Origin of the sequence: Mesorhizobium terrae, from assembly GCF_008727715.1 — a bacterium.
Lineage (GTDB): Bacteria > Pseudomonadota > Alphaproteobacteria > Rhizobiales > Rhizobiaceae > Mesorhizobium > Mesorhizobium terrae.
Genome location: NZ_CP044218.1, coordinates 2,918,747 through 2,941,499 on the forward strand (window position 1 = coordinate 2,918,747; position 22,753 = coordinate 2,941,499).

21 protein-coding genes are annotated in these 22,753 nt (G+C 63.7%); 1 reads left to right on the forward strand and 20 read right to left on the reverse strand.

Translation table 11 applies throughout. The features are described 5' to 3' along the window. Positions 1-2,088, reverse strand: a complete 2,088-nt coding sequence (gene flhA / locus FZF13_RS15410; RefSeq protein ID WP_024925802.1) for a flagellar biosynthesis protein FlhA — start codon at positions 2,086-2,088, stop codon at positions 1-3. 286 nt (positions 2,089-2,374) lie between these two features. On the opposite strand from flhA, the gene FZF13_RS15415 reads away from it, so the two are divergent. After that, a complete protein-coding gene (locus tag FZF13_RS15415; protein ID WP_036254657.1) occupies positions 2,375-4,156 on the forward strand; it encodes a chloride channel protein in 1,782 nt (593 codons plus the stop codon). A gap of 24 nt (positions 4,157-4,180) precedes the next feature. Here the strand turns inward: FZF13_RS15415 and FZF13_RS15420 are convergent, their stop codons facing one another. From FZF13_RS15420 to FZF13_RS15510, 19 genes are all read right to left on the reverse strand, one after another. Next, entirely contained in the window at positions 4,181-5,845 is a 1,665-nt protein-coding gene (locus tag FZF13_RS15420) for an MFS transporter (RefSeq protein ID WP_036254655.1), read from the reverse strand. Positions 5,846-5,992: 147 nt separating this feature from the next. Continuing rightward, positions 5,993-6,259: a flagellar biosynthesis protein FliQ gene (fliQ, locus tag FZF13_RS15425; RefSeq protein WP_024925799.1), complete on the reverse strand. Its 267-nt coding sequence runs from the start codon at positions 6,257-6,259 to the stop codon at positions 5,993-5,995. A gap of 10 nt (positions 6,260-6,269) precedes the next feature. Further along, entirely contained in the window at positions 6,270-6,689 is a 420-nt protein-coding gene (gene flgD, locus FZF13_RS15430; RefSeq protein WP_024925798.1) for a flagellar hook assembly protein FlgD, read from the reverse strand. 2 nt (positions 6,690-6,691) lie between these two features. After that, positions 6,692-7,144, reverse strand: coding sequence for a flagellar biosynthesis repressor FlbT (flbT, locus tag FZF13_RS15435; protein ID WP_024925797.1), 453 nt, complete (start codon positions 7,142-7,144; stop codon positions 6,692-6,694). Then, complete coding sequence (flaF, locus tag FZF13_RS15440) at positions 7,141-7,488, reverse strand: flagellar biosynthesis regulator FlaF (protein ID WP_024925796.1); 348 nt, start codon at positions 7,486-7,488, stop codon at positions 7,141-7,143. Before flaF ends, flbT begins: the two co-directional genes overlap by 4 nt. Positions 7,489-7,506: 18 nt before the next feature. Next, complete coding sequence (locus FZF13_RS15445; protein WP_024925795.1) at positions 7,507-8,556, reverse strand: flagellar hook-associated family protein; 1,050 nt, start codon at positions 8,554-8,556, stop codon at positions 7,507-7,509. A 5-nt stretch (positions 8,557-8,561) separates the two neighbouring features. Then, the gene (flgK, locus tag FZF13_RS15450; protein ID WP_024925794.1) at positions 8,562-10,019 is read right to left on the reverse strand and encodes a flagellar hook-associated protein FlgK; all 1,458 of its coding nucleotides are present in this window, start codon (positions 10,017-10,019) and stop codon (positions 8,562-8,564) included. Between the two features lie 67 nt (positions 10,020-10,086). Then, positions 10,087-11,331 (reverse strand): flagellar hook protein FlgE, encoded by a 1,245-nt coding sequence (locus tag FZF13_RS15455; RefSeq protein WP_024925793.1) that lies wholly within the window; start codon positions 11,329-11,331, stop codon positions 10,087-10,089. A gap of 88 nt (positions 11,332-11,419) precedes the next feature. Beyond that, positions 11,420-12,088 carry a response regulator transcription factor gene (locus FZF13_RS15460; protein WP_024925792.1) on the reverse strand — a complete coding sequence of 223 codons (669 nt, stop codon included), beginning with the start codon at positions 12,086-12,088 and terminating at the stop codon, positions 11,420-11,422. Positions 12,089-12,309: 221 nt separating this feature from the next. After that, positions 12,310-12,909: a transglycosylase SLT domain-containing protein gene (locus FZF13_RS15465; RefSeq protein ID WP_244431134.1), complete on the reverse strand. Its 600-nt coding sequence runs from the start codon at positions 12,907-12,909 to the stop codon at positions 12,310-12,312. Continuing rightward, positions 12,833-14,173: a flagellar hook-length control protein FliK gene (fliK, locus tag FZF13_RS15470; RefSeq protein WP_024925790.1), complete on the reverse strand. Its 1,341-nt coding sequence runs from the start codon at positions 14,171-14,173 to the stop codon at positions 12,833-12,835. The genes FZF13_RS15465 and fliK overlap by 77 nt, the downstream gene beginning before the upstream one ends. Further along, complete coding sequence (locus tag FZF13_RS15475; RefSeq protein ID WP_024925789.1) at positions 14,170-15,591, reverse strand: chemotaxis protein MotC; 1,422 nt, start codon at positions 15,589-15,591, stop codon at positions 14,170-14,172. Before FZF13_RS15475 ends, fliK begins: the two co-directional genes overlap by 4 nt. Beyond that, entirely contained in the window at positions 15,588-16,838 is a 1,251-nt protein-coding gene (locus tag FZF13_RS15480; protein ID WP_024925788.1) for a MotB family protein, read from the reverse strand. Before FZF13_RS15480 ends, FZF13_RS15475 begins: the two co-directional genes overlap by 4 nt. Continuing rightward, a complete protein-coding gene (locus FZF13_RS15485; RefSeq protein ID WP_024925787.1) occupies positions 16,835-17,464 on the reverse strand; it encodes a hypothetical protein in 630 nt (209 codons plus the stop codon). Before FZF13_RS15485 ends, FZF13_RS15480 begins: the two co-directional genes overlap by 4 nt. Beyond that, complete coding sequence (gene fliF / locus FZF13_RS15490) at positions 17,464-19,095, reverse strand: flagellar basal-body MS-ring/collar protein FliF (RefSeq protein WP_024925786.1); 1,632 nt, start codon at positions 19,093-19,095, stop codon at positions 17,464-17,466. The genes FZF13_RS15485 and fliF overlap by 1 nt, the downstream gene beginning before the upstream one ends. A gap of 114 nt (positions 19,096-19,209) precedes the next feature. Further along, on the reverse strand, positions 19,210-20,094 hold the full coding sequence (locus tag FZF13_RS15495) for a flagellin N-terminal helical domain-containing protein (protein ID WP_024925785.1): 885 nt from the start codon (positions 20,092-20,094) through the stop codon (positions 19,210-19,212). Positions 20,095-20,323: 229 nt separating this feature from the next. Further along, positions 20,324-21,238, reverse strand: a complete 915-nt coding sequence (locus FZF13_RS15500; RefSeq protein ID WP_024925784.1) for a flagellin N-terminal helical domain-containing protein — start codon at positions 21,236-21,238, stop codon at positions 20,324-20,326. 282 nt (positions 21,239-21,520) lie between these two features. Beyond that, a complete protein-coding gene (gene fliP, locus FZF13_RS15505; protein WP_024925783.1) occupies positions 21,521-22,252 on the reverse strand; it encodes a flagellar type III secretion system pore protein FliP in 732 nt (243 codons plus the stop codon). Then, positions 22,249-22,740 carry a flagellar basal body-associated FliL family protein gene (locus FZF13_RS15510; protein WP_024925782.1) on the reverse strand — a complete coding sequence of 164 codons (492 nt, stop codon included), beginning with the start codon at positions 22,738-22,740 and terminating at the stop codon, positions 22,249-22,251. Before FZF13_RS15510 ends, fliP begins: the two co-directional genes overlap by 4 nt. Between the last annotated feature and the right edge of the window lie 13 nt (positions 22,741-22,753).

Consider the following 22,753-nt stretch of genomic DNA (forward strand, 5'->3'; position numbering starts at 1 on the left):
TCACGAAATGGTCCCGAGCACCCTGATCTCGACACCCTTGGCGATCTCGACATGGCTGAGCACCGGCAGCGTGGTGAACAGGCGCTCGATGATCATGCGGACATAGGGGCGAGCGTCGGGCGCGGTGACCAGCACGAAGCGCTCGCCGGCCTCCATGTGCTGGCGGATCGCCTTGGTGGCTTCCTGGCCGAATTCCTCGAGCTGGCGCGGGTCGATGTCGAACTCGCGCACCTCGCCCTTGGCGTCGCGCTTGAGGCTCTGGTGGAAGGCGAGGTCCCAACGGTTGCCGAGGCGCAGCACCTTGAGTACGCCGCCCTCGGTCAGGTCGCCGCAGATCTGCTGCGCCATGCGGATGCGCACATGCTCGACGATCTGCTCGGTGCGCCGCACATGCGGCGCGATCTCGGCGATCGCCTCGATGATGAGATGCAGATTGCGGATCGACACGCGCTCGGCGAGCAGCAGCTTCAGCACCGCCTGCAGGCCGGGATAGGAGATGTGCGAGGTGCAGATCTCGTCGGCGAGCTTGCGGTATTCGGGGTCCTGGCGATCAAGCAGCGCCTTCATGTCCTTGTAGGAGAGGAGCTGCGGCAGGTTGTTGCGGATCACCTCGGACAGGTGAGTGAGTAGCACCGACATGTTGTCGGCGAACGTATATTGCTCGCGCTTCAGGTCCTCGGCGAAAGCTTCCATCACCGAATAGGCGCGCATGCCGAAGGCTGGCTCGCGCACTTCCTCGCCGGGGATTTCCGGCAGGTCGCGGGTACCCAACAGCACCATCAGTTCGCCGACGCGCATCTGGTGCTCGGCCACCACCGTGCCGTGGATCTTGATCTGGTAGCTTTTCGGCGGGATGCCGAAGTCGTCGCTGAGCTTCACCTCCGGCACCACGAAGCCATATTGCGCGGCGAACTTCTTGCGCATCTTGCCCATGCGGAACGCCAGTTCCTGGTGCGAGGTGAGCAGCTTGGTCGAAAGCTGCTTGCCGATCAGCAGTTCGATCTCGGCGGTGGCCAGCGAGGCCTTCACCGAATTCTTCTCTTCCTCGACCTTGGCGGCGGCCTCCTTGCCGAGCGCTTCCTCCTGCTCGGCCACGCGGCGGTTGTGGCGCAGCGGAATGATGTAGCCCATGGCGGCCATGCCGGCGCCCAGCGTAACGAAGGGAAACATCGGCAGGCCCGGCATCAGCGCCAGCAGGCCGAGCAAAGCGGCCGCCACATAAAGCGCGCGCGGATAGGCGCCGAGCTGGCCGAACACCGCCTGGTCGGCCGAGCCGCGCGTGCCACCCTTGGAAACCAGCAGGCCGGCGGCCAGCGAAACGATCAGCGCCGGGATCTGGGTGACGAGGCCGTCGCCGACCGAAAGCTTGATGAAGACGTCGGCCGCCTCGCCGAGACCCATGCCATGGCGCAGATAGCCGATGGCGATACCGCCGACGATGTTGATGGCGGTGATGATGAGGCCGGCGATGGCGTCGCCGCGCACGAATTTGGAAGCGCCGTCCATCGAGCCGAAGAAGGAAGACTCTTCCTCCAGTTCACGGCGGCGCAGTTGCGCGGTCTTGTCGTCGATCATGCCGGCGGAAAGATCAGCGTCGATCGACATCTGCTTGCCGGGAATGGCGTCGAGGGTGAAACGGGCGCCGACTTCGGCGATACGCGTCGCGCCCTTCGTGATGACGATGAAGTTCACCACGATGAGGATCAGGAACACGATCAGGCCGATGACGAAGTCGCTCGACATGACCAGCTTCGAAAAGCCGCTGATGACATAGCCGGCGGCGTGGGTCCCTTCATTGCCGTGCGACAGGATCATGCGGGTCGTGGCGATGTTCAGCGACAGGCGCAGCATCGTGGCGATCAGCAGCACCGTTGGGAAGGACGAGAAATCGAGTGGGCGCTGGATCCACAGCGCCACCATCAGGATCAGCACCGACAGCGCGATCGAAAAGGCGAGGCCGACGTCGATGAGGAAAGCCGGGATCGGCAGGAACAGCACCGCCAGGATGACGACGATACCCAGCGCGAAGAAGATATCGCGGCTGCTGCGCGGCACGGCGCCCGCCGAAATGCTCTCGCTGATGGCCATATCTACCTCACGTCCAATGCCTGCCAGGCCCGGAACGGCAATCCGGGCCATGCACCGTAACCGGCCAAGCTTGCGCGAGGGGTGAGACGCGGTCGGTTGAGCGGCAAAAGCCGTTGCCTGGTTTTCGGGCTTCCAGGACCTGGAGCTCGCCGGCGGCCGATGAACCGCGGCGCTCGGTTCCACCAGTCCGACAAACTGTGTCGGCATTCGCCGTTGTCATGCCATAAAGTCAGGCGTATCAGGCGGTTGGGGCTTGGTGCCTCATGAGACATTCGCGAGCCGTCCGTTGTCTTCGACCCATTCGCTGCCCGTCCACGCCCGTCGCCTGCGCGCCCTTCTGGTCCGTTCCGTTCCCGTGCTGGAAGCGCGCGGCATCATCGTCGTCTTTATCGCGGCCGTTGTCGGCGCTTTTTCGGGGGCTGCGGTGACGGCGATGAGCGCGCTGGTGCAGGGCATGCACTGGCTGCTGTTCGACGTGCCGGCAGGCGGACGCCTGTCTGCGATGTTTTCGCTGGGCAACCCGTTGCAGGCGATGACCCCGGCGATCGGCGGGTTGTTGCTCGGCCTTTCCATCATCTGGCTGCGCAAGCGCAAGTTCCGCACGCCGGTCGACCCGATCGAGGCCAACGCGCTTTATGGTGGGCGCATGTCGCTGACCGACACTTTCATCATTGCCGGCCAGACCATTCTGTCGTCCGGCTTCGGCGCCTCGGTTGGCCTAGAGGCAGGTTATACGCAAGTCGGCGGCGGCTTCGGCTCGCGGCTGGCGCGGTTCTTCCGCATGCGGCGCAACGATGTGCGCATTCTCGTCGGCGCCGGCGCCGCCGGCGCCATCGCGGCCGCCTTCGACGCACCGCTGACCGGCGCCTTCTATGGGTTCGAACTGATCATCGGCATCTACTCCATCGCCAATGTCGCGCCGGTGATGACGGCGGCCATCTGCGCCACGCTGGTGACGAACTGGCTGGGCGGCGCGCCGTTCCCGCTGGAACTTGGCGCCGTGCCGACATTGACTGCCAGCCAGTATCTGCCGTTCCTCGCGCTTGGCCTGATCGCCGGCGGTATCGCAATCGCCATCATGTATATGGTGGCGACTGTCGAGCGTGGCCTGACCCGGCTTTCGATCGATGCGTCGCTCAGGCCGTTCCTCGGCGGCTGCGCGGTCGGGCTGCTCGGCCTCATTACCCCGCAGGTCCTGTCCAGCGGCCATGGCGCGCTGCACCGCGAATTCGCGATGAATTACGGGCTCACCGTCATCGCTTCCGTTTTCCTGCTCAAGATCGCCGCCTCGGTTATCTCGCTGGGTTCCGGTTTCCGCGGCGGTCTGTTTTTCGCTTCGCTGCTGCTCGGCGCGCTGCTCGGCAAGATTTTCGCGGCGCTGATGTTGCTGATCGCACCCGCGTCCGGCATCGATCCCGCCATTGCCGCCGTGGTCGGCATGACGTCGATGGCGGTTGGCATCATCGGCGGGCCGCTGACCATGACCTTCCTGGCGCTGGAATCGACAGGTGACCTGACGCTGACCGGCGTGGTGTTGGCCGCCGCGATCATGACCTCGATCCTGGTACGCGAGACATTTGGCTATTCCTTCTCGACCTGGCGTTTCCACCTGCGCGGCGAGACGATCCGTTCGGCGCAGGATGTCGGCTGGATGCGCAGCCTCACCGTCGGCGTGATGATGCGCAAGGAAACTCGCACCATCAGTGCGGCCACCACCATCGCGGAATTCCGCGAGAAGGTGCCGCTTGGCTCGGCGCAGCGCGTCATCGTCGTTGATGGCGATGGCCGCTATGTCGGCATGGTCATCGTCTCGGACGCCTATGGCGACGTGCCCGACAGCGCAAGTACGGTGCTGACGCTGGCGCGCTCCGCCAATTCGGTGCTGGTGCCGTCGATGAACGTTCAGTCGGCGGCCGAGACCTTCCAGCGCGCCGGCGCCGAAGAGCTTGCGGTTGTCGACGACTTCGAAAGCCGGATGGTCGTCGGTCTGCTCACCGAGGGCCATATGCTGCGCCGCTATACGGAAGAGCTCGACAAGGCGCGGCGCGATCTTTCGGGAGAAAGCTGAGCGGCGTTACCCTGGCGCGGCGCTCTAGTGCTCCTCGTGCGGCTTCGGCGTGCCGTAATAGCCGTTCGGGTTGGTCGGGCGCTCGATCATGCGCCGCACTCTGGGTCGCTCGGTGCCGGAATGCAGGGCGCGGATGCGTTCGGTGATTTCGGCGTCGGCATGGGTCGCGCGCTTGTTGTGGCGGATGTAATCCAGCCAGGTCGGCGTGTGGTAGCTTTCCATCCACACTTCCGGATGTTCGAGGTCGCGCGCCAGCACCCAGTTGCGGGCGCCGTCGCGGCGGCGGACGCGACCGCGCTCGGTCATCACCTTGAGGAACTCCGGAACGTCTTCCTCCTTGATGACGTATTCGATCATCACGGCGATCGGCCCCGAACGCGGCCTGAGGTCCAGCGCCAGCATCGGCTCGCGCCAGCGGTCGAGCGGGTCGAGATTGGGCGCGATGTGCTGCGGCAGCGGCAGGAAGAAGCCGATGGCGGCACCGACAAGCATCGTGGCCGCCGCCGCCAGAAGGGCGACGCTCGGGCCATGGGTGTCGGCGGTCACGCCCCAGATCCAGCTGCCCAGCGCGATGCCGCCGAAGGTCGCCATCTGATAGATGGACAGCACCCGCCCAACCACCCAGCGCGGCGTCGACATCTGCACGGTGACGTTGAAGTGCGAGAGCGCGGTGACCCAGCAGGCGCCACCCACCAAGAGACCGAGCGCCACCTGCCAGGCGGCGGGGCTGATGGCGGCGACGGTTGCGCAGAGCGCGAAGCCGAGAAAGGCCGAGCGCACCATGGTTTCGCTGGACAGCATTTGTCTCAGCCGCGCGCTGGTCAGCGCGCCGATGACCGCGCCGATGCCGAATGCGCCGAGCATGATGCCATAGGTCAGCGCCCCGCCCTTGACGAGGTCGCGCGTCACCAGAGGCAGAAGGGCCAGCACCGCGCCGGCGCTGAAGCCGAACATGAAGCCGCGTACCAGAACCTTGCCGATATGTGGCGACATGGCGACATAGCGCAGTCCGGCACCCATCGCGGCGCCGAGAGATTCGCGCGGCAGGCCGGAAACCGGCAGGTTCGGTTTCCAGCGCGCCATCACGACGATCAGGCCGACATAGCTGACGGCATTCGCGGCGAAAGCGGCGGCGGCGCCGGCCGTCGCCACGATGATGCCGCCGAGCGCCGGACCGACGCTGCGGGTGAGGTTGAAGCCCATCGAGTTGAGCGCCACTGCCGCCGGCACCTTGTTGCGCGGAACCATGTCGCCGACGGATGCCTGCCAGGACGGGCTGTTCAATGCCGTGCCGCAGTCGATCAGGAAGGTGAAGGCCAGAAGCAGCCAGGGGGTGAGCAGGTTGAGGTGGGTGAACACCATCAAAAGCAGCGACACCACCAGCATGAAGCTCTGCGCGATCAGCATCACCTTGCGGCGGTTGTAGCTGTCGGCGATGGCACCGGCGACGAGCGCGAACAGCATGATCGGTAGCGTCGTGGATGCCTGCACCAGCGCCACCTGATAGGGCGAGGTGGCGATCTGCGTCATCATCCAGGCGGCGCCAACGCCTTGGATCAACCCGCCCAGATTAGAAACCAGGCTGGCGCTCCAGACCGCGCGGAAGATGCCGTGCTGAAAGGGTGCGAGCGCTGAAATGCGCTGGCTACTCGGCTCGTCCTCGATCGCCGGACCGCTGTCGTGAGGCATGTCTCGTCTCGTGAATCGCCGCTCTTAATGGCTGCGTTTGCCGACGAAATTAGACGAGACTGCGGAAAAGGCGAACGCCTTTTCGAAATTGGACTGGTCCAGGCGGCGGATAGAATCCCGCCACAGCGGCCCAGATTTTGACCCAGGTCAGAAGCCGTGCTGGATTCGCTCGAAGACGACGTTGGTGAAGGCCGAGATCTGGCCACCGACAAAGGGGCCGGTCAACGCCACGACCAGCATGATGGCGACGATCTTGGGCACGAAGGTCAGCGTGATTTCCTGGATCTGCGTCAGCGCCTGGATGAGCGCGATGCCGATGCCCACCACCATAGCTACCAGCACGACGGGCGCCGAGGCGGTAAGCACCGTCCAGACCGCGAACTGGACGATATCGAGTGCGTCGGCCTCGTTCACAGGCGAAACCTCAGGTGGTCGGCGCGGGCTTGATGGAAACGCCCGGCAGCACCGGCACTTCCTTGCCGTTGGCCAGGATCGCGATCAGGCCATCGCTGGCCAACTTCACTTCCTTGACCACGCCGGTGTCCTTGCCGTCGGCCGAGGTCAGCTGGCGGCCGATGAGTGAATCGGCCTGCGACAGAGCCGAGGATTGCAGGATGTATTCAAGCCGCTTGTTCATCTGCACTGACTGCTCGACCTGCGAGAAGGTGGCAAGCTGGGCCACATACTGGGTCGAATCCATCGGCTTGGTCGGATCCTGGTTCTTCATCTGGGCGACGAGAAGCTTGAGGAACGACTGGTAGTCGACCGAGGTCTTCGACTTCTGCTCCGAGGGCTGGGTGTTGTTCGAGTAGGTGGTGTTGTTGGTGTTCATGTCGACGGCCATGATCAGCGTGCTCCCACTGCCATAGGACGCTTTGTGTCCTGGGTTTCGTTGTCGTCGTTCTGGAGTGCCAGCCGTTCGAGCGGATAGAGTGAACGGATCGCCTTCAGCGCTTCGTAGACATGGTCTTCGCCGACCATGCGGTCGACATCCTTCAAGGTCGAGCGGATGCGCTCATTGTCGAAGGAGGCGAGCAAAAGCGGCAGCGAATGCCGGAACATTTCGCGCGCTTCATTGGCGCCCTGCGGATTGATCAGCATGATCTGCGCGACGAAATAGAGCTGCCTGAGTGGTGTCGAGGCTTCTTCCGCCTGCAAAACGTGGCTCTCCAGCAGGAACTGGACATCGTTCAGGAGTTCCAGCGTGACCTTGCGGTCGACGCGGATCACGGCGCCGTTCAGATAGATGCGCTCGCCCGGCTTCAGGGAGAGTTTCAGCGTGCTCTTGGCCGGGGTCATTGAATGCCGTCCCGAATGATCTGGGAGACTTCGATCAGGCCGTCGAAATTGTCGGAGCGGCCCTGGCGGATGTCTTCGGTCTCGCGCAGCAGCCACATGCCGATGGAGATGAGATTGGCGCGCAGTTCCTTCGGCAGGGCGTTGTCGCTGGAGGAAAGGTCTTCGAGCAACGTGGTCCAGACGCGGTTGGTGAAATGCAGCGCGTCCACCGCCTGCATCGAATCGCGGCCGGCATTGGCAGCGGTGATGAGCAGGTCGATCGACCGCGTCAGCAATTGCCGCTCGCGTTCCTTGGCGTCCGCCATGGAGTCAGTCTGAACATCGGCATAGGAGAATTGGTACATCACTTGTCCGATCGGCGGTTACTTCAGGAAGTTGATCAGGCTGAGCTGCGAAATACGGGCGGTCAAGGCGTACGAGTTCTGGATGTGCGACATCAGATCGTTGACGCGACTGGCGGCCTCGTACTGATCGACGCCTTCCAGGTCGACTACATGTTTTTCAAACAGACCAATCTGTGCCTTCATGCGGTCGCTGGCGTCGCTCACCCGCTGTTCGATGATGCCTGCCTGCGACTGGGTCTGGGCGTTGGCGCCGATAGCCTCGCCGGTAATCGTCATGACGCGCTGGGCCACCGCCTTCTTGGCTTCGGCACCGAGATTGCCGGAGAAAAGCTCGTTGACGATGGTCGCGGCCATGGCGAGTTTCTTGACACCATCGGTGTTGGCGCTGATCGAGGATTCGGTCGTCTCATTCAGTGAGATGCGGCTGACGATCTGCTGATCGGTGGCGTTCGACCAATTGGCCTTCCAGCCTGCCCCAAGGAACTGGGGCGCCACATCGTTGGTGATGAAGTCGTTGATTTGGGTGGCGGTGATGCTGGCCGCGGCCGGATCGGTCGCGGGGAAACCGAAGCGCGCCACAAAGGCGGCATCGAAGGCAGCCTTCGCCGGCGAGCCCGCCGCCCCATAGTCGTTGATCGGCTTCACATCGGTGTTGGTGCCGGCAAACAGATATTCGCCGTTGATGCTCGAATTGAGGATCGACGTCATCGATTGCAGCGCCGCCTTGCCGGCGTCGCGGGTGACGTTGGAGCCCGGGTCGCCGCTCGCGGCGGTGGTGACGGCCGTCAGCAGACGCTGCGCCGCATCGCCCATCTTGCCGAGGGCGTCCTGCGTGGTCGACAGACGGGACGAAATCAGTTTGTTGGAATCGACGATGCTGTTCAGCCGCTCGAGATCGCGGGCGAAGGTGACCGACTGCGACGTGCGGGCACCGAGCGCCAGGCCGAGATCGGCCACGCGCAGCGTATCCATTTCCTTCTGGCGCTTCACGAGTTCCGCTTGCATGCGCGACTGCGAATAGCGCATCGCGTTGGACATGGCTGACGATGAAACGGACGTGGTTTTCATGATTTTTATCTCACGGCGCTCAGGAGGGTATCCAGCATCTGGTTGACGGTGGTCAGGATTTTCGCCGACGCTTGGTAGGTGTGTTCCAGATCCAGCATCAGCGACATCTCGGTATCGACATTGACGCCGGTGGCGTTGGAAAGGGCTTCGCCGGTGCGTTGCGCCAGCGCTTCCTTTGTGTCGGCCAGGGTCGATGCCTGCTGGCGCACGCCCTCGAACCAGCCGATCGAACTGGCTGCGTAGGAGACGAGGCTGGAGTTTGCCGTGATGCCGGCTGCCGGATCGAAGGCCATCGGCTGGGTCAGCTTCTCGCCATAGGCGATCAGCCGGTCGGCATAGGAAGCGCCGCTGCCCGCGGCGTTCGGATTGGTGCGATAAACCGCCCCGTTGATGCCGCCGTCGCGGAGAAGGACGGGATTGCCGCCAGCTGACGGGTCGACCGCCGGGTTGATTTTGATCGTGCCGGCTATCCCGTCGACCAGCGTACCCGCGGGCGGCACGGCCGGTCCGCCGGACCAGGTGAACAGGCCGGCGAGCGTCGGCTGCCCGGTTGCGCTCTCACTGAAGGCCGTGACCAGGCCGCGCGCGATTTCGTCGAGCTGGCTCTGCATGGTGACGGTGACGTTGTCGCGCAATTGCAGCATGCCGGCGAGCTTGCCTGGCGCATCGGTCACGCCTGTCGTCTTCAGCGGCACATTGTCGATATAGATTTGGCCGCCCACCGCGCCGGGCGCATAGCCGGCCGAGGGCGTGAAGGTCACCGAACGCGGGATGGTCTCGAACAGCGTGGTGCCGTCGCCCGTGGTGATGACCATGTCATTGTCGCCACGGGTGTAGGTGGAGATCGGAACATATTCCGAGATCTTTTTCAGGATCGCGTCGCGGTTATCGAGCGCATCGGAAACATCTCCGCCGGAGCGCGTTCCCGAGACGACCGCCTTGTTGGCGACCTCGAACTGCTTGAGCAGGTCGTTGATGTCGTTGACTGCGGTCGTGATCTCGCCGTCGGTCTGGGTGCGGAAATCCTGGATCGCCTTGGTGCCATCGTTCAGCGAACGGACGACCTGGCGCGCGGCCTCGACCACGCTGGAACCAAGGTTCTGGTTCGATGGCGTGGTGGCGTAAAGCTGCAAGGCTTTCTGCAGGTTGCCGATCGCGGTGGACGCGGACGACGCGTTGTCGACGCCGTTCACCTGCAGTTCCAGCTTGTCCATGCCCTTGGCCAGGGCGCCCTGGCCACTCCACGCGGAAAGGGCGCTCAGGTTCTGGCGAAACAGCAGGTCGTTGGCTTCGCGGCGGATCTTGACGACGCTGACGCCGGGATCCGTGTAGACCAGCATTGCGGAACGGCGCGAGTAGTCGGGATTGGAGCCGTCCGAGACGTTGCGCGAGACGATGCTTGTCTGCCGCGACGTTGCCTTGAGCGAGGACTGGGCGATGTTGAGTGCGGATGACAACGACATGCGGATCTTTCAGGCAGTGATGCGGCCGGGGAGCGGTCGACCATCGACCGCTCCCCAATGCCGCGCCTCATCTCTTCAGGTTCACGAGGATGTCCATCAGCTCGGAGCCGGTCTGGAACACCTTCGAATTGGCGGTGTAGCTGCGCTGCGAGGAGATCATGTTGGTGAGCTCCTCGGCGATGTCGACGTTGGAATTCTCGAGATTGCCCGACATGATGTCGCCGAGCTTGCCGTCACCGGCGAAGCCGATGCGCACGTCGCCCGAGTCCGGGCTCTGGGTGAAGACGTTGCCGGACTGCTGGACCAGCCGGTCTGGGCTCGGCACCGTCGCTAGCGGGATTTTGTAGAGCGGCTTGGTCGAACCATCCGCGTACTGGGCGTAAATGGTGCCGTCCTTGCCGATCGACACCTTTTCGATGCTGCTCGGGCCGTTGCCGTTCACCTGCGCGGTGGCGGTATAGCCGGTTCCCAGCTGGCTGAGGCCCTTGAGATCGAGTTTCAGCGGATTGCCGCCGGGAACGGTGAAGGTGATGCTGTCGGTGCCGCCGGTGAGCTTGCCGTTGGCGTCGAAGGTGATGTTGGCCGTCTGCAACGCGCCGCCTGTATAGGGGAACGGTCCGCCAGCTGTTGCCTTCGACTGATCGAAGACCGAGACTTCCCAGGCGCCGGCGCCTGTCTTGGTGAAATAGACGTCGACCATCACCTTGTTGCCGAGCTTGTCGTAGACGACCATCGACGATTTGTTGGTGTATTGGGCGCCCGCGGCGTTGCCGGACGGCGGTGTAGCCACCACTGTGGCGCCAGAAGGCAGGTTGCCGCTGAAGGTGCCGGTGGTGGACGGCGTCGCGGTCATGTCGCCACTGGTGATCTGGACCGGCACCAGACCCTGGAAGCCGTTCACCGTCGGTGCCGGGGTGCCGTTCGCGTAGCTGTAAGCCATCAGCTGGAAGCCGGCGGCGTTGACCAGCCTGCCCTGCGCGTCCGGCACGAAGGAACCGGCGCGGGTGAGGAACGGGGTGCCGCCGGAATCCTGGACGACGAAGAAACCGTCACCGCGAATGGCGAGGTCGGACACCGAGGAGGTGCCTCTCAGATCGCCGCGGTCGGTGACAGCGGTGCGGATCGTCGAGTTGACGCCGCCGGAATTATAGGCGCCGCCGGTGTTCGACATGACCAGGCTGGAGAACTCGACGGAAGAGCGCTTGTAGCCGGTGGTGTCGGAGTTGGCGATGTTGTCGGCGACCGCGGACAGGCGGTTGGCCTGCGCGTTCATACCGGAAACGCCGGTCCGCATCATTCCATAGAGGCTCATCGCAACGTCTCCGTTCTGCGCATGGGGTCGCCGTTCACGCTAGCGGCTTTGTCTTGTGCGAGGCTGGCGCGGGCTGCGGTCGGCTGCATCAGGCGATAAGCCGGTAGCCGAGGAAGCGCTTGGAATCGATCGGGTCGTGACCGAGCCGTTCGCGCAGCTTCTTGCGCAGCTTCGAGATGTGGCTTTCCACGACGTTCTCTTCGACCTCTTCGTCGAAGATGCCGTAGATGGCGTTGAAGACCTGGGTCTTGGTGACCCTGCGGCCCCGATTGCTGGCCAGATATTCGAGGATGCGGCGTTCGCGCCGTGGCAGCGGCATCGGCTGGCCTTCGATTTCGGGATCGCGGCCATCCATGAAGATGCGCATCGATCCGATCTCGGTATAGGTGGAATCTTCGTTGGCGCGCCGGCGGATCGCCGAAATGCGTGCCAGAATCTCGCGGATGTGGACCGGCTTGCGTACGACGTCGTCGACGCCGGATTCGAACAGCCGCAATGTGTTTTCGAGAGAGTTGTGCTCGCTGAGCGCGATGACCGGGGCGCCGGTACGGTCGCGGATCTGGCGCGGCGACACCGCGCCTTCGCGGCAGTCGCCGATGAGGAAAGCCCGGACCGATTTCAGATCGTCCGCTGGCGCGCTCGACACCCAAGCATCGAACTCGCTTGGCGCGAAACCCGCGCTAGCCACACCTTCCCGATCGAACAGCGAATTGTAACCCTCGGTCACAAGTTCTCGTTCGTCAACGATCACGATCATCGCCCACCCCCGAATCAGTTCATCTGCCCCGTTGGCGAAAGGCGTAGTCCGGGTGCCGAATCCTGACTAACCGTCATTTTTTGTGGCTGGTTTCTTGGGAGTCGGGAATCGTCGTGGTTGTACCGTGTACAATTTCGCTACCGTGGAGAGTCGGGAACGTCGAAAAATCGCGGCTCCGGCAGGGCGTGCCAGACGTCCGAGATACTCTCTGAGCATACAACCTAAAGGTTGCAGAAGCTGCGCGCGTTGGCCGTCCATTTGCCGAAGCCGACGGCCACCATATTGGCGATGACGCGGCACACGTAGCGTTTCTGCGCCGGGTCGTTGTCTGGCCCCGCATGGTAGCGCGCCACCGCCATCGACCAGGTCTCGTGACGGGCATGCAGCTGCGTCAGGAAGCGCGCCGCATAGTCGACATTGCGGCGTGGGTCGAGCATGTCATCGACGCTGCGGAACTGGTCGCCATGGTAGCGGTGATTGATCTGCATGCAGCCGAGATCGATCAGCGTCTTGCCTTCGCGGCGCGCGTTTTGAAAAGTGATGAGCGCCTCCGAACGACTGCGCGGAAACACGGCTTTTCCTTCTATATTCAGAGCATTAGGTTGGAGGCTGCCCTTGTTCCCGGTCTCGGTGAGGCCGACAGCATAGAGGATGCCGGCCGGAATTTTATACCGGTCGGCGGCGCGCAGGATTTCGGCTTCGCATGGGTTTGCAGCTGCCGAAGCGGCCGTGGCGGCAAGCGGGCTAGATAAACAAGCCGCTACCAGAATTTTGGCGAGAAGACTGCGCCTGGCGCTGATCCTGATGCCTTTCATCGCCATGGTTCCTTCCCGATTGCTGTCCACCCATGCCGTCGCCATTGCCGCCGGAGCCTCCCGGCTGGAACGAGGACTGGTCGCGGCCAGCGCTCGCGCCGTTCGCCGTCGCATCCACGCGCGCGGCAGGCGTCGCTGCTATCGAGGGTTGTAGAATGGTGACCTTGTCGATATCGAATCCGAGCGCCTTCAGCGACTTCACGATGGTCTCGCTGTCCGACGACAATCGGCGATGCGCCTCATGCGTTTCAGGCCTCAGTTCAATCGACAGTTGCTCGCCGGCAAGGCGAAGGTTGGCGGTGACCGCGCCGAGCTCGGCCGGATGCAATTCTATCTTCAAGACGTGTGCCGGAACTGCAACAGAAGCACCGTTCTGATTGGCTGCGGCGGGTGTCGGCGAGGCCAGTTCGGACTTGCCACTGGCGGCAATCGCATCAATGACGTCGCGCGCGGTCTGGCTGACGGCCTGCGAGGCGGGCGCCGGGAAGTTCTGCTCGCTGACCACCGATGCGCGCGCGGCGCCGGACTGTTTCAGGACGGCGCTTGAGCTGCGATGGCCGTCGTTTTCGACCGACAAGGGATCGACCTGCGCTGGTTGGCTGCCGCCGGTTCCGGCGGCTTCGAGTGTCGCGTCGACGGGGTCCGCATTGCCTTCGGCGGGCAGGTTCGTCAGCGAGTCGGTTTTACCCGCCATCGCTGCGGATGATGCGCCATCCGCGCTGCGCATCGCTTGCGTGGATTTGTCGATCTGGAGTTTTGGCGCCTGCTCACCGTCTTCTTCGACGGTTCCGTCCGCCTTTTGCTGGCGCGCGACATTCGTTCGCATCAACTTACTGATGCTGTCCGGATCGACATTTCCCGCCGAGGCGTTGGGGTCGGTCGCCTGGTCCTTGCCATCAGCCTGCGCGCGGTTCAGCCCGTGCAAGGCCATCATCAGCGGCAGCCGATCACGCAAACCGGCGGTGCGGTCGTCGGCGTCCGTGGTTTCATCATCGGTGGCCTGCTTGCGCTTGCCCTTGCCGTCGGGGCCGGCGACCGCCTCGTCGTTCGCGAGTAGTCCTGCCGCATCGGGCTGTTCGCCGGCTTTGCCAACGGCGAAATCGGCGCGCGTCTTTTCCCCATGCACCATCCGTTCCTTGCCTGGCGTCTTTTCGTGAGCAAGCAATTCGCCGAAGGCGGGGCTGTCTTCGCCGGTCCTGGCGTCGGACTGCTGGGTGGTGGACCGCTGCAGCGCGGTGCCTACGAAAGTCTGGCCAACGCTTGCGGTCATTGAGGGGAGGCTCCGAGCAAAAGGTCGATCTTGTTCAACTTGCGCCTGGTATCGGCGATCGCTGAATCGGTGGTGTCGGGTGCTGCTGAGGCACTCGCGGAGGCCGGCAGAACGGCTGCTGGCAACTGTGCCGCCGCACCTTGATTTGCTGGCGCGGCACCGGGCTTTGGCTGGGCTGCGGCGGCAGTCGCTGGCCGTTCGGAGACTGCGCCTTCTACCGGCGGCAGGTCCGAGCCGTCCTCCGCTACGGCTTGCGGCGCGGACGTTTTCGCGGCTTGTTGAGTCTCTGCCTTTGCCTTGCCTTTGGCCACGCTCTTGGCCGGAGGGTCGGACTTGTCGGTTTTCGGCTCAGGCTGCGGCTGGTTGAACACCGCCGTAGCCGGCGGCGCGACGACCTCCTGGGTGATCTGTTGCGCGGCGTCGAGCAACTCGCGGTCGCTCGGCGACAGCTTGGTGCGGTCGATCGTCTTCAGCTTGGCGCGGATGTCGTCGACGGTGGCCGAGGTGATGTTGGAAAGACTTGCATAGAGTTCGGCCCGCGGGTCGCCGGTTCCCACTGCGCTGGTACCGTCGGGGATGGCCTTGGCCGCGGCGAAGGCGGACAATTCGTTCAAGCCGTCTATTGCCGCGCGGCGGGCGATGCGCAGATAGATGACCCGTTCGCGTTCGCGGTCCATCATCGAGGTGATGTCGGCGAGTTTGTCTTGGCTCAGCGCCATGTGCAGCGTGACCACGCCGGAAACGAAGCTGTCGGCGAACTGACTGGCATAGGGCGAGAGCAGGTAGCGTTCGACATATTGGGTCGAGGCCAGCGCAAAGCGGGCGGCGTCTCCGGTCGTGGTGGCAATCGCCACCGAACGCCGCAGTGCTGCTTCCTCCACCAGCGTGCCGGGGCTGAGCAGGCGGGCCTGATCCAGAAGTGTCAACGCCTGGACCGGGTCTTCGGAAGCCAGCAGCGAGCCCTTCACCAGCGCGACGAAGGCACCGACATCCGGCGGCAGCATCATCGGATCGACTGGTTTCAGCGCTTCGATCGCCGGAGCCGGGCGGCCGCCGAGATAATCGAGAACGCCTTCGACGATCGCCTGGTTCGTCTGGTCGAGCTGAATGCGCCCGACCGCGGCCTTGACCGTTGCCGGGTTGCCGCCGCTCATGCCGTAGACGAGCAGGGCGCGCAGGTTCTTTAGTTCCTTGAAATCATCTGAGCTGGCGGCGCGAAAACGGGCATCGACCATTTCGAGCAGCTTGTTCTGCATCGGCAGCGCGGCGTGGTCGCCGGATGCGAGCCTGTCCTGCACGAGTTGCAGCGACCGCACCATCTGGTAGGGCTGCAGCGGGTCCTGGGCGAAGGCTGCGCTGGCCGTCCCCAGCATCAGCAAGGCGAGGCCGGCAGCGCCGATGCGCGCGGCGCGGATCATCCCCCCGCCTCCAGCAGGATCTCGATGCGGCGGTTGACGGCGGCCAGCGGGTCGGCCTTGTTCTTCGGTTCGCGATCGGCGAAGCCGGAAACTTCCTTGACACGGCCCTCGTCAAGGCCGCCGCGCACCAGCATGTAATAGGCCGAATGCGCGCGCGCGGTGGACAGGCGCCAGTTGTCGTAGTCGCCCCGGAACGGGCGCGCGTCGGTGTAACCCTGAATGGCGATCCGGCCTTTCTGTTCCATGACGATGTGGCCGATCTTTTCCATGGCGAGCACCAGTTCGCGCCGGGGAACCGCCGAGCCGATCTCGAACATGCCGAAATTGAAGCTGTCGGTGACGGAGATGACGACACCCTTGTCGGTCGCTTCGACGCTGACGCCGTCGGCTACCGCATCGCCGGGCTTGAAGGCCTGGGCTATCTGTTTCTTGACGTCTTCGGCCGCCTTGACGGTCGCGTCCGTGGGCTTCTTGTCCTGCTTTTCGGCTTGCTCGATTTCTTCGGCAGCCGCCTTCTTGGCCATCGCAGGGTCTTTCGCCGCTGTGCCGTCCTTGGCCGTCTGCTGGGCTTGTGCAGCCGTCTCGCCGGGCTTGGTCGCTTCGTTGTCGGTCTTCGGGTTTTCGGCGCTGGCTTCCGGCAACGGCGTCGACACCTGCTGCGACCAGAAATCGGGCGCGAATGGGTCGCGGTAGGATTCGCCGCCAGAGGCGCCGGTCGCGGGCCCGGCGGTCTGGACGCCACCTTCGCCCTTGGCGCTTATGTTCTGGCGGGTGCCGGTTTCGGCGGCGATCTCGGCCAGCACGGCGTAGGGGTCGGCGAACAACTTCTGGTCGGAATTCTTGGCTTCTTCCGCCTTGTTGGGCTTCTCGTTGCTGCCGGTCTGCTTGTCCTGCGCCGTGCCGGGATTGCCCTTGCCGTTGTGGCCCTGCTTGGTCTTTCCTTCGACGGGATCGTTGGAGGTGTAGCCGGGCTCGTCCGGACCGTCGCCGACATCTTCGAGACCCTTGCGGCTGGAACTGCGGTCGACCAGCGGCACCGGGTTGAAATAGGAGGCGACGGCGGCGCGCGTCTCTTCGTTGGCGGCGTTGATCAGCCACATCACCAGGAAGAAACACATCATCGCGGTCATGAAGTCGGCGAAGGCGATCTTCCAGACGCCGCCGTGATGGCCTTCGTCGTGATCGTGATGATTGCGCCGGACAATGATGATTTCCTGGCGCGGCTCGGCGCCGTCTGCCGTACTCATGCGAGAACCTCCGACAGGGCGGCCGACCATTCCGACATGCGCGTCTCGACGACGGTGTCGTTCACGGTCATGGTGAGGTCGAGGCTGGCAGCCTCGGCGAAGTCGAGATTGGCGGCGCGCGTGCCGAGCGCGGCCTTCAGCGGCTCGTAGAGCGACAGTGGTCCGCGAACGCTGATGCGGACCGCTTCGGCATCGGCGAGCGTGTCGCGGATGACGCGTTCCAGCGCCGCCAGCGAGCGCTTCTGCAATTCGTCGCTCAACAGCCCGCTGACGATGCGGGCGACGGCATCGCCCATCAGATCGTAGAGCCTGTGTTCCAGCTTTTCCGCGCGGTCCGCGATCGCGGTGCCGAGGTCAGTGCCCAGCGTCTCGACCATCGCCCTGGCTTCGTCGGCCAGTGCCTGGCGTTCGGCCGCCAGCGCCTCGGTATGCGCCGCCGTCAGCGTAGCTTCCAGCGCGTCTTCCGCCTTGGCGACGGCCATGGCGACAAGTTTGTCGATGTCGACCGGGGCAGGCATATCGAGCGGCGGATGCGGGTGCGGATCGACATGAGTAACCGTGACGCCACTATGGATCTGTGGCGTGCCGAAGTCCGGCAACAGATCGGAAAGCGAAGCCTGACGCATCAGCCGGCGGCTTCCTGGGCCGTCCATTTGCGCAGGATGTTGGCGGTGCGCTCTTCATTGATGTCGACCATGCGCGCCAGCCGATCCTGCGGCGCCGGCCGCAATTTCTTGCGCAGGTCGTCGAGCGGCGTTGGGCGGTTGTCAGCCAGCGAGCCGACCGGCGCCTCCGTCGCGGTGGCATCCGGAGTGGGCAGCGAACGCTGGACGTCGTCGAAGCTCGGACCGGCGAGCGCCGCCGGCTTGTTCGACAGGGCCGCAGCCATCGGGCGTAGGCCGAAGAAGGCGACCAGGAAGACGACGACGATGAAGGCGGCCGCATTGATCAGGCTGCCGGTGTAGCGCGAGACGGCGTCGAGGATGCCGGGGGAGGCCAGTTGCTGGCCGTCCAGCCCGTCGATGAACTCGACCGCCGAGACATCGATGATGTCGCCGCGCTTTTCGTCGAGGCCGGTCGCGGACGCCACCATCTTCTTGATGTCGGCGACGCGCTGGGCGATCTGCTCCGGCTTGGCGTCCTTGCCGAGCACCGACATCAGGCGCTGCTGATTGACGACGACGGCGATCGACATCTTGGTGACCGAATAGCCGTTGGACACCGTGGCGATCTTCTTGGAATTGATCTCGTAATTGGTGATCTCTTCCTTGCGGTCGTTCTGCGAGCTCGACTGCGGACCATCGGTGGCGGCGGCTTGCGTTTCCGGCAGGTTCTGCTCGACGGTGGTCGGCGTCGCCGCCTGGCGCTGATTGCTGTTCTCGTTCGCCTTGACGGTCTGGACCGAGCGTTCGACACGCGATTCCGGATCGAAGATGGTCTCCTCGGTCTGCCGCGTATCGGTGTTGACGTCGGCCTTCACGCTGGCGCGGAAATTGTCAGGGCCGAGATAGGGCGTCAGCGCGCGGCGGATATTGTCCTCGATCTGGCTTTCGACGGTGCGCTCGACGCCGAGCGAGCGGGCGGCGCTGGTGTTGGAGGGGTCGTCGCCAGCGGCGAGCAGATTGCCGGCCGAATCAAGCACGGTCACCTTTTCCGCCGACAGGCCGGGCACGGCGGCTGCAACCAGATGGCGGATCGACATGGCGGCCTTGCCGCCGTCGACGCCGGCGTAGCGGATCACCACCGAAGCCGAGGGCTGCTGCTCCTCGCGGCGGAAATTGGCGCGTTCGGACATGACGATGTGGACACGCGCGGCCTTCACACCCGCCAGCGACTGGATGGTGCGGGCGATTTCGCCTTCCAGGGCGCGCACGCGGGTCACCTGCTGCATGAAGGAGGTGAGGCCGAGCGAACCGACCTTGTCGAACAATTCGTAGCCGGCATTGGCGCTGGTGGGCAGGCCCTTTTCGGCCAGGAGCATGCGGGCTTTTGCCGTGGTGCCGACCGGAACCAGCACGCTGGCGCCATCGGAACCGACATCGAAATTCATGCCGGCCTCGGCAAGCACCATGCCTATCTGGTTCACGTCGGAGCGTTCGAGGCCGACATAGAGCGTCTCATAGGAGGGGCGGTTGAGATAGACCGAGGCGATGCCGATGACGGCCAGCGTCAACAACGCGATGCCGGCCATGATGGCCAGCCGCTTGGTGCCGAAATCCTGGAGATTGATGACGATGCTTCTGAGTTGTTCCGGCACGGATCGATAGTCCCATGGTTGCCCGTCGAAACACTAGACGCTGAAGCTTGTGCGAAAATGGTATCGGGCCGCGCTGGTGGCGCGGCCCGATTGGAAAGAAGCAAATGAAATGGATCAGTTCTTGAACAGCGACAGGATGTTCTGGGCGCTGGAATTGGCGATCGACAGTGCTTGGACACCGAGCTGCTGCTGAACCTGGAGCGCCTGGAGCTTGGTCGATTCCCGGTTCATGTCGGCATCGACGAGCTGACCGACGCCGCGGTCCACCGAATCGCTGAGGTTGGACAGGAAGCTCTTCTGGGTGTCGATGCGCGACTTGGCAGCACCCAGCGTCGCCGCGCCATCCGCCAGTTTAGCGAGGGCCGTTTCGACGGTGCCCAATGCAGTCGTGAGGGCTGCGTCGGTGAGCTGCGCCGCGCTGGGATCGAAGAAGCCTGGCTGGAGCAAGCCGCCGACAAAACCGCCTGTACCGCCGGTATCCAGCACTTGCGTGTCGGCTGCGGCGACGTTGATGGTGTCGATGTTGACGGTCGTTCCGGTGCGGTTGTAAGCGGCAACGATCTTCAGGTCTGAAGCGGCCAGGCCGTCGGTCTGCAGCATGTTGGTGCCGGCATAAGACGCATTGGTGACCGAGGACTTGATGCCGGACTGGATCGCCTTGATTTCGGTCGCGATCTGCTTCTGGATGTCCTGGCCCTTGCCCATGGCAGCCAGCAGCTTGGTCTTGATCTTGTCGACCTGATCCTTGACGTCGATGATCGCGGCGTAAGCGGTGTCGACCTTGCCGGCCCCGAGGCCGAGTGCGTCCTGCACGGCCGAGTTGGCCTTGTTGTCGGAACGCATGGTGGTGGCGATCGACCAATAGGCGGCGTTGTCGCTGGCGGTGGAGACGCGGAGGCCGGTGGAGATGCGGGACTGCGTCTGTTCAAGTGCCTTCTGAGTGGCGCTCAGGCTCTGCAGCGCAGTCAACGCCTGGGCATTGGTCATGATACTCGCCAAGATAACTCCCCTTCTCAAATGGCGCGCCGTCGCCGCGCTATGCCTTGCCTCGGTTGTCGCCGGTCGAATGAGCGGGCGGAACAAACGTGGTTAACCACAACTAACCAGTCATGGTTAATAGGCCATTAAGATGAAGCTAATGTAGGGGGTGGCGAAAGCCAAAAAAGAGAATGGGCCGCGCTTGCGCGCGGCCCATTCATAGGATCGTTGTTGCCTGAGAAGGTTCGGCTTAGCCGCGGAACAGCGACAGGATCTGCTGCGACGAGCCGTTGGCGATCGACAGAGCCTGGACACCGAGCTGCTGCTGGACCTGGAGGGCCTGCAGACGGGTCGATTCCTTGTTCATGTCAGCGTCAACGAGCTGGCCGACGCCCTTGTCGATGGAGTCCGACAGGTTGGACAGGAAGTTCTTCTGCGTGTCGATGCGCGACTTGGCGGCACCGAGCGAGGCAGCGCCGGTGGTCAGACCGGCAAGTGCGGTTTCAACCTTGACCAGAGCAGCGTCGACATTGGCGTCGGTGACAGCGGTCGCGCCGCTGGTGTCGAACAGGCCGGTCGCGCCGGTGGCGACGATGTCCTTCAGAAGACCAGCAGTGAAGTCCGGAGCGCCGCCGGCGGCCTTGCCGAAGATCTGGATGTCGGAGGCCTTCACGTTGACGGTGTCGATCGTGACGGCGGTACCGACGCGGTTGTAGGAAGCGACGACGTTCAGGTCGGAAGTCGCGGCACCGTCGCTGACGAGCAGGTTGGCACCAGCGTAGTTGGCGTTGGTCGCCGACGACTTGATCTGGTTCTGGATGCCGGTGATTTCGGTCGCGATCTTCTTCTGGTCTTCAAGGCTGGCGCCACGGGCGTTAACCAGCTTGGCCTTGATCTTGTCGACCTGGTCCTTGATGTCGTTGATGGCGGTGTAGGCGGTGTCCACCTTGCCGGCGCCGAGGCCGAGCGCGTCCTGAACGGCCGAGTTGGCCTTGTTGTCGGAACGCATCGAGGTCGCGATCGACCAGTAGGCGGCGTTGTCGGAAGCGGTGGCAACGCGCAGACCCGTCGAAATGCGGCCCTGGGTGGTTTCGAGCGACTTCTGGGTAGCGCTCAGGCTCTGCAGAGCGGTAAGAGCGGCGGTATTCGTGTTGATGCTGGACATGGGAAAAAAGCCCCTAAAACACAGTACAGGGACATACCGGATCGGCCGGTATGGCGGAGAGGCATCATGCCAATGAGTGCTTCAGGGAAGGTCACCCGCCATAGGGGGCACTATCGCGGCGACTTGCTAGCAAAGTTCTAAGGAACATGGTTAACCAGCATTAACCCGCTGATTATTTTAGCAATTGGGTGTGCACGCGGCGACGTTGCAACCACAGCGCGCCACGCTGGCAAATGAACCGAATAAACGTTCGAGCAAAGGGGGAACGAGCCGCTCTGCGGGCTAGTTGAACGATCGCACCAGGCTGCCGACAAGCAGGTTCCAGCCGTCGATCAGCACGAAGAACATGATCTTGAAAGGCAGTGACACCACCGTCGGTGGCAGCATCATCATGCCCATCGCCATGGTGATGGTGGCCACGATCAGGTCGATGACCAGGAAGGGCAGCACGATCAGGAAGCCGATCTCGAAACCGCGGCGGATCTCTGAGATCATGAAGGCGGGCACCAGGATGCGCAGGTCGACCGTTTCCTTGGCCACCGTCTGGCCGCGTTCGCGGGCGAGGTCGGCGAACAGGTCGAAATCCTTGTCGCGCACATTGCTCAGCATGAAGGTACGGAACGGATCGGAAATGCGCTCCAGCGCCACCGTCTGGCTGATCTGGTTGTCCATCAAGGGCTTCACGCCGTTCGCCCAGGCGCGGTCGAAGGTCGGCGCCATGACATAGAAGGTCATGAACAGGGACAGCGAGATCAGGATCAGGTTGGCCGGCGTCGATTGCAGGCCGATGCCGGCGCGCAGGATCGAAAAGGCAATAATGAAGCGGGTGAAGCTCGTCACCATGATCAGCAGGCCCGGTGCCACCGAAAGCACGGTGAGCAGCCCGAACATCTGGATGATCGTGGCCACGGTAGTGCCACTGGCCTGGCCGATGCCGCCGAGGTCGATCTGCTGGGCGCTCGCTGCCGTTACCGTGGCCGCGAAGACGCCGGCGAAAAGGAGGATTTTTTTCATTCGAACAGCAGCGCCCTGACCAACACTTCCTTGACCTTGCCGCCGCTGCGGATCGCGGCGCGCTCCTGCAGGTCGGCCCGCAGATGCTGATAGCCGCTGGCGCCTTCGACCTGATGCATCTTGACGGTGCGCAGGAAGGCAAGCAGGTCCTGATGGATATTTTCCGCCATTCCCGGCGGCGGCGTACCGTCGAAGACCAGCGAGACCTGCAGCCGCGCCCAGACATCCGTCGGCGCGGCCAGGTTGGTGGTCAGCGAGGCGAGCTCGACCAGAACCGGTCCGGTGGTCTCGCCTTCTTTCTTGGTTTCCTTGGTCGGCAGCTTCTGGTGGCTTTCCTTGACCGGCGGTGCCGGCTTCTCGGAATTCTTCAGATAAGTGCCCGCGAACCAGCCGACGCCGAGTGCCGCCCCGGTCATGGCAAAGAGCATCCCCATCTGCACGATGAGGGAGGGGCCCTTCGGTGCTGCGATCTGCTCGGTGTTTGCCACGCTCTTCTATCCC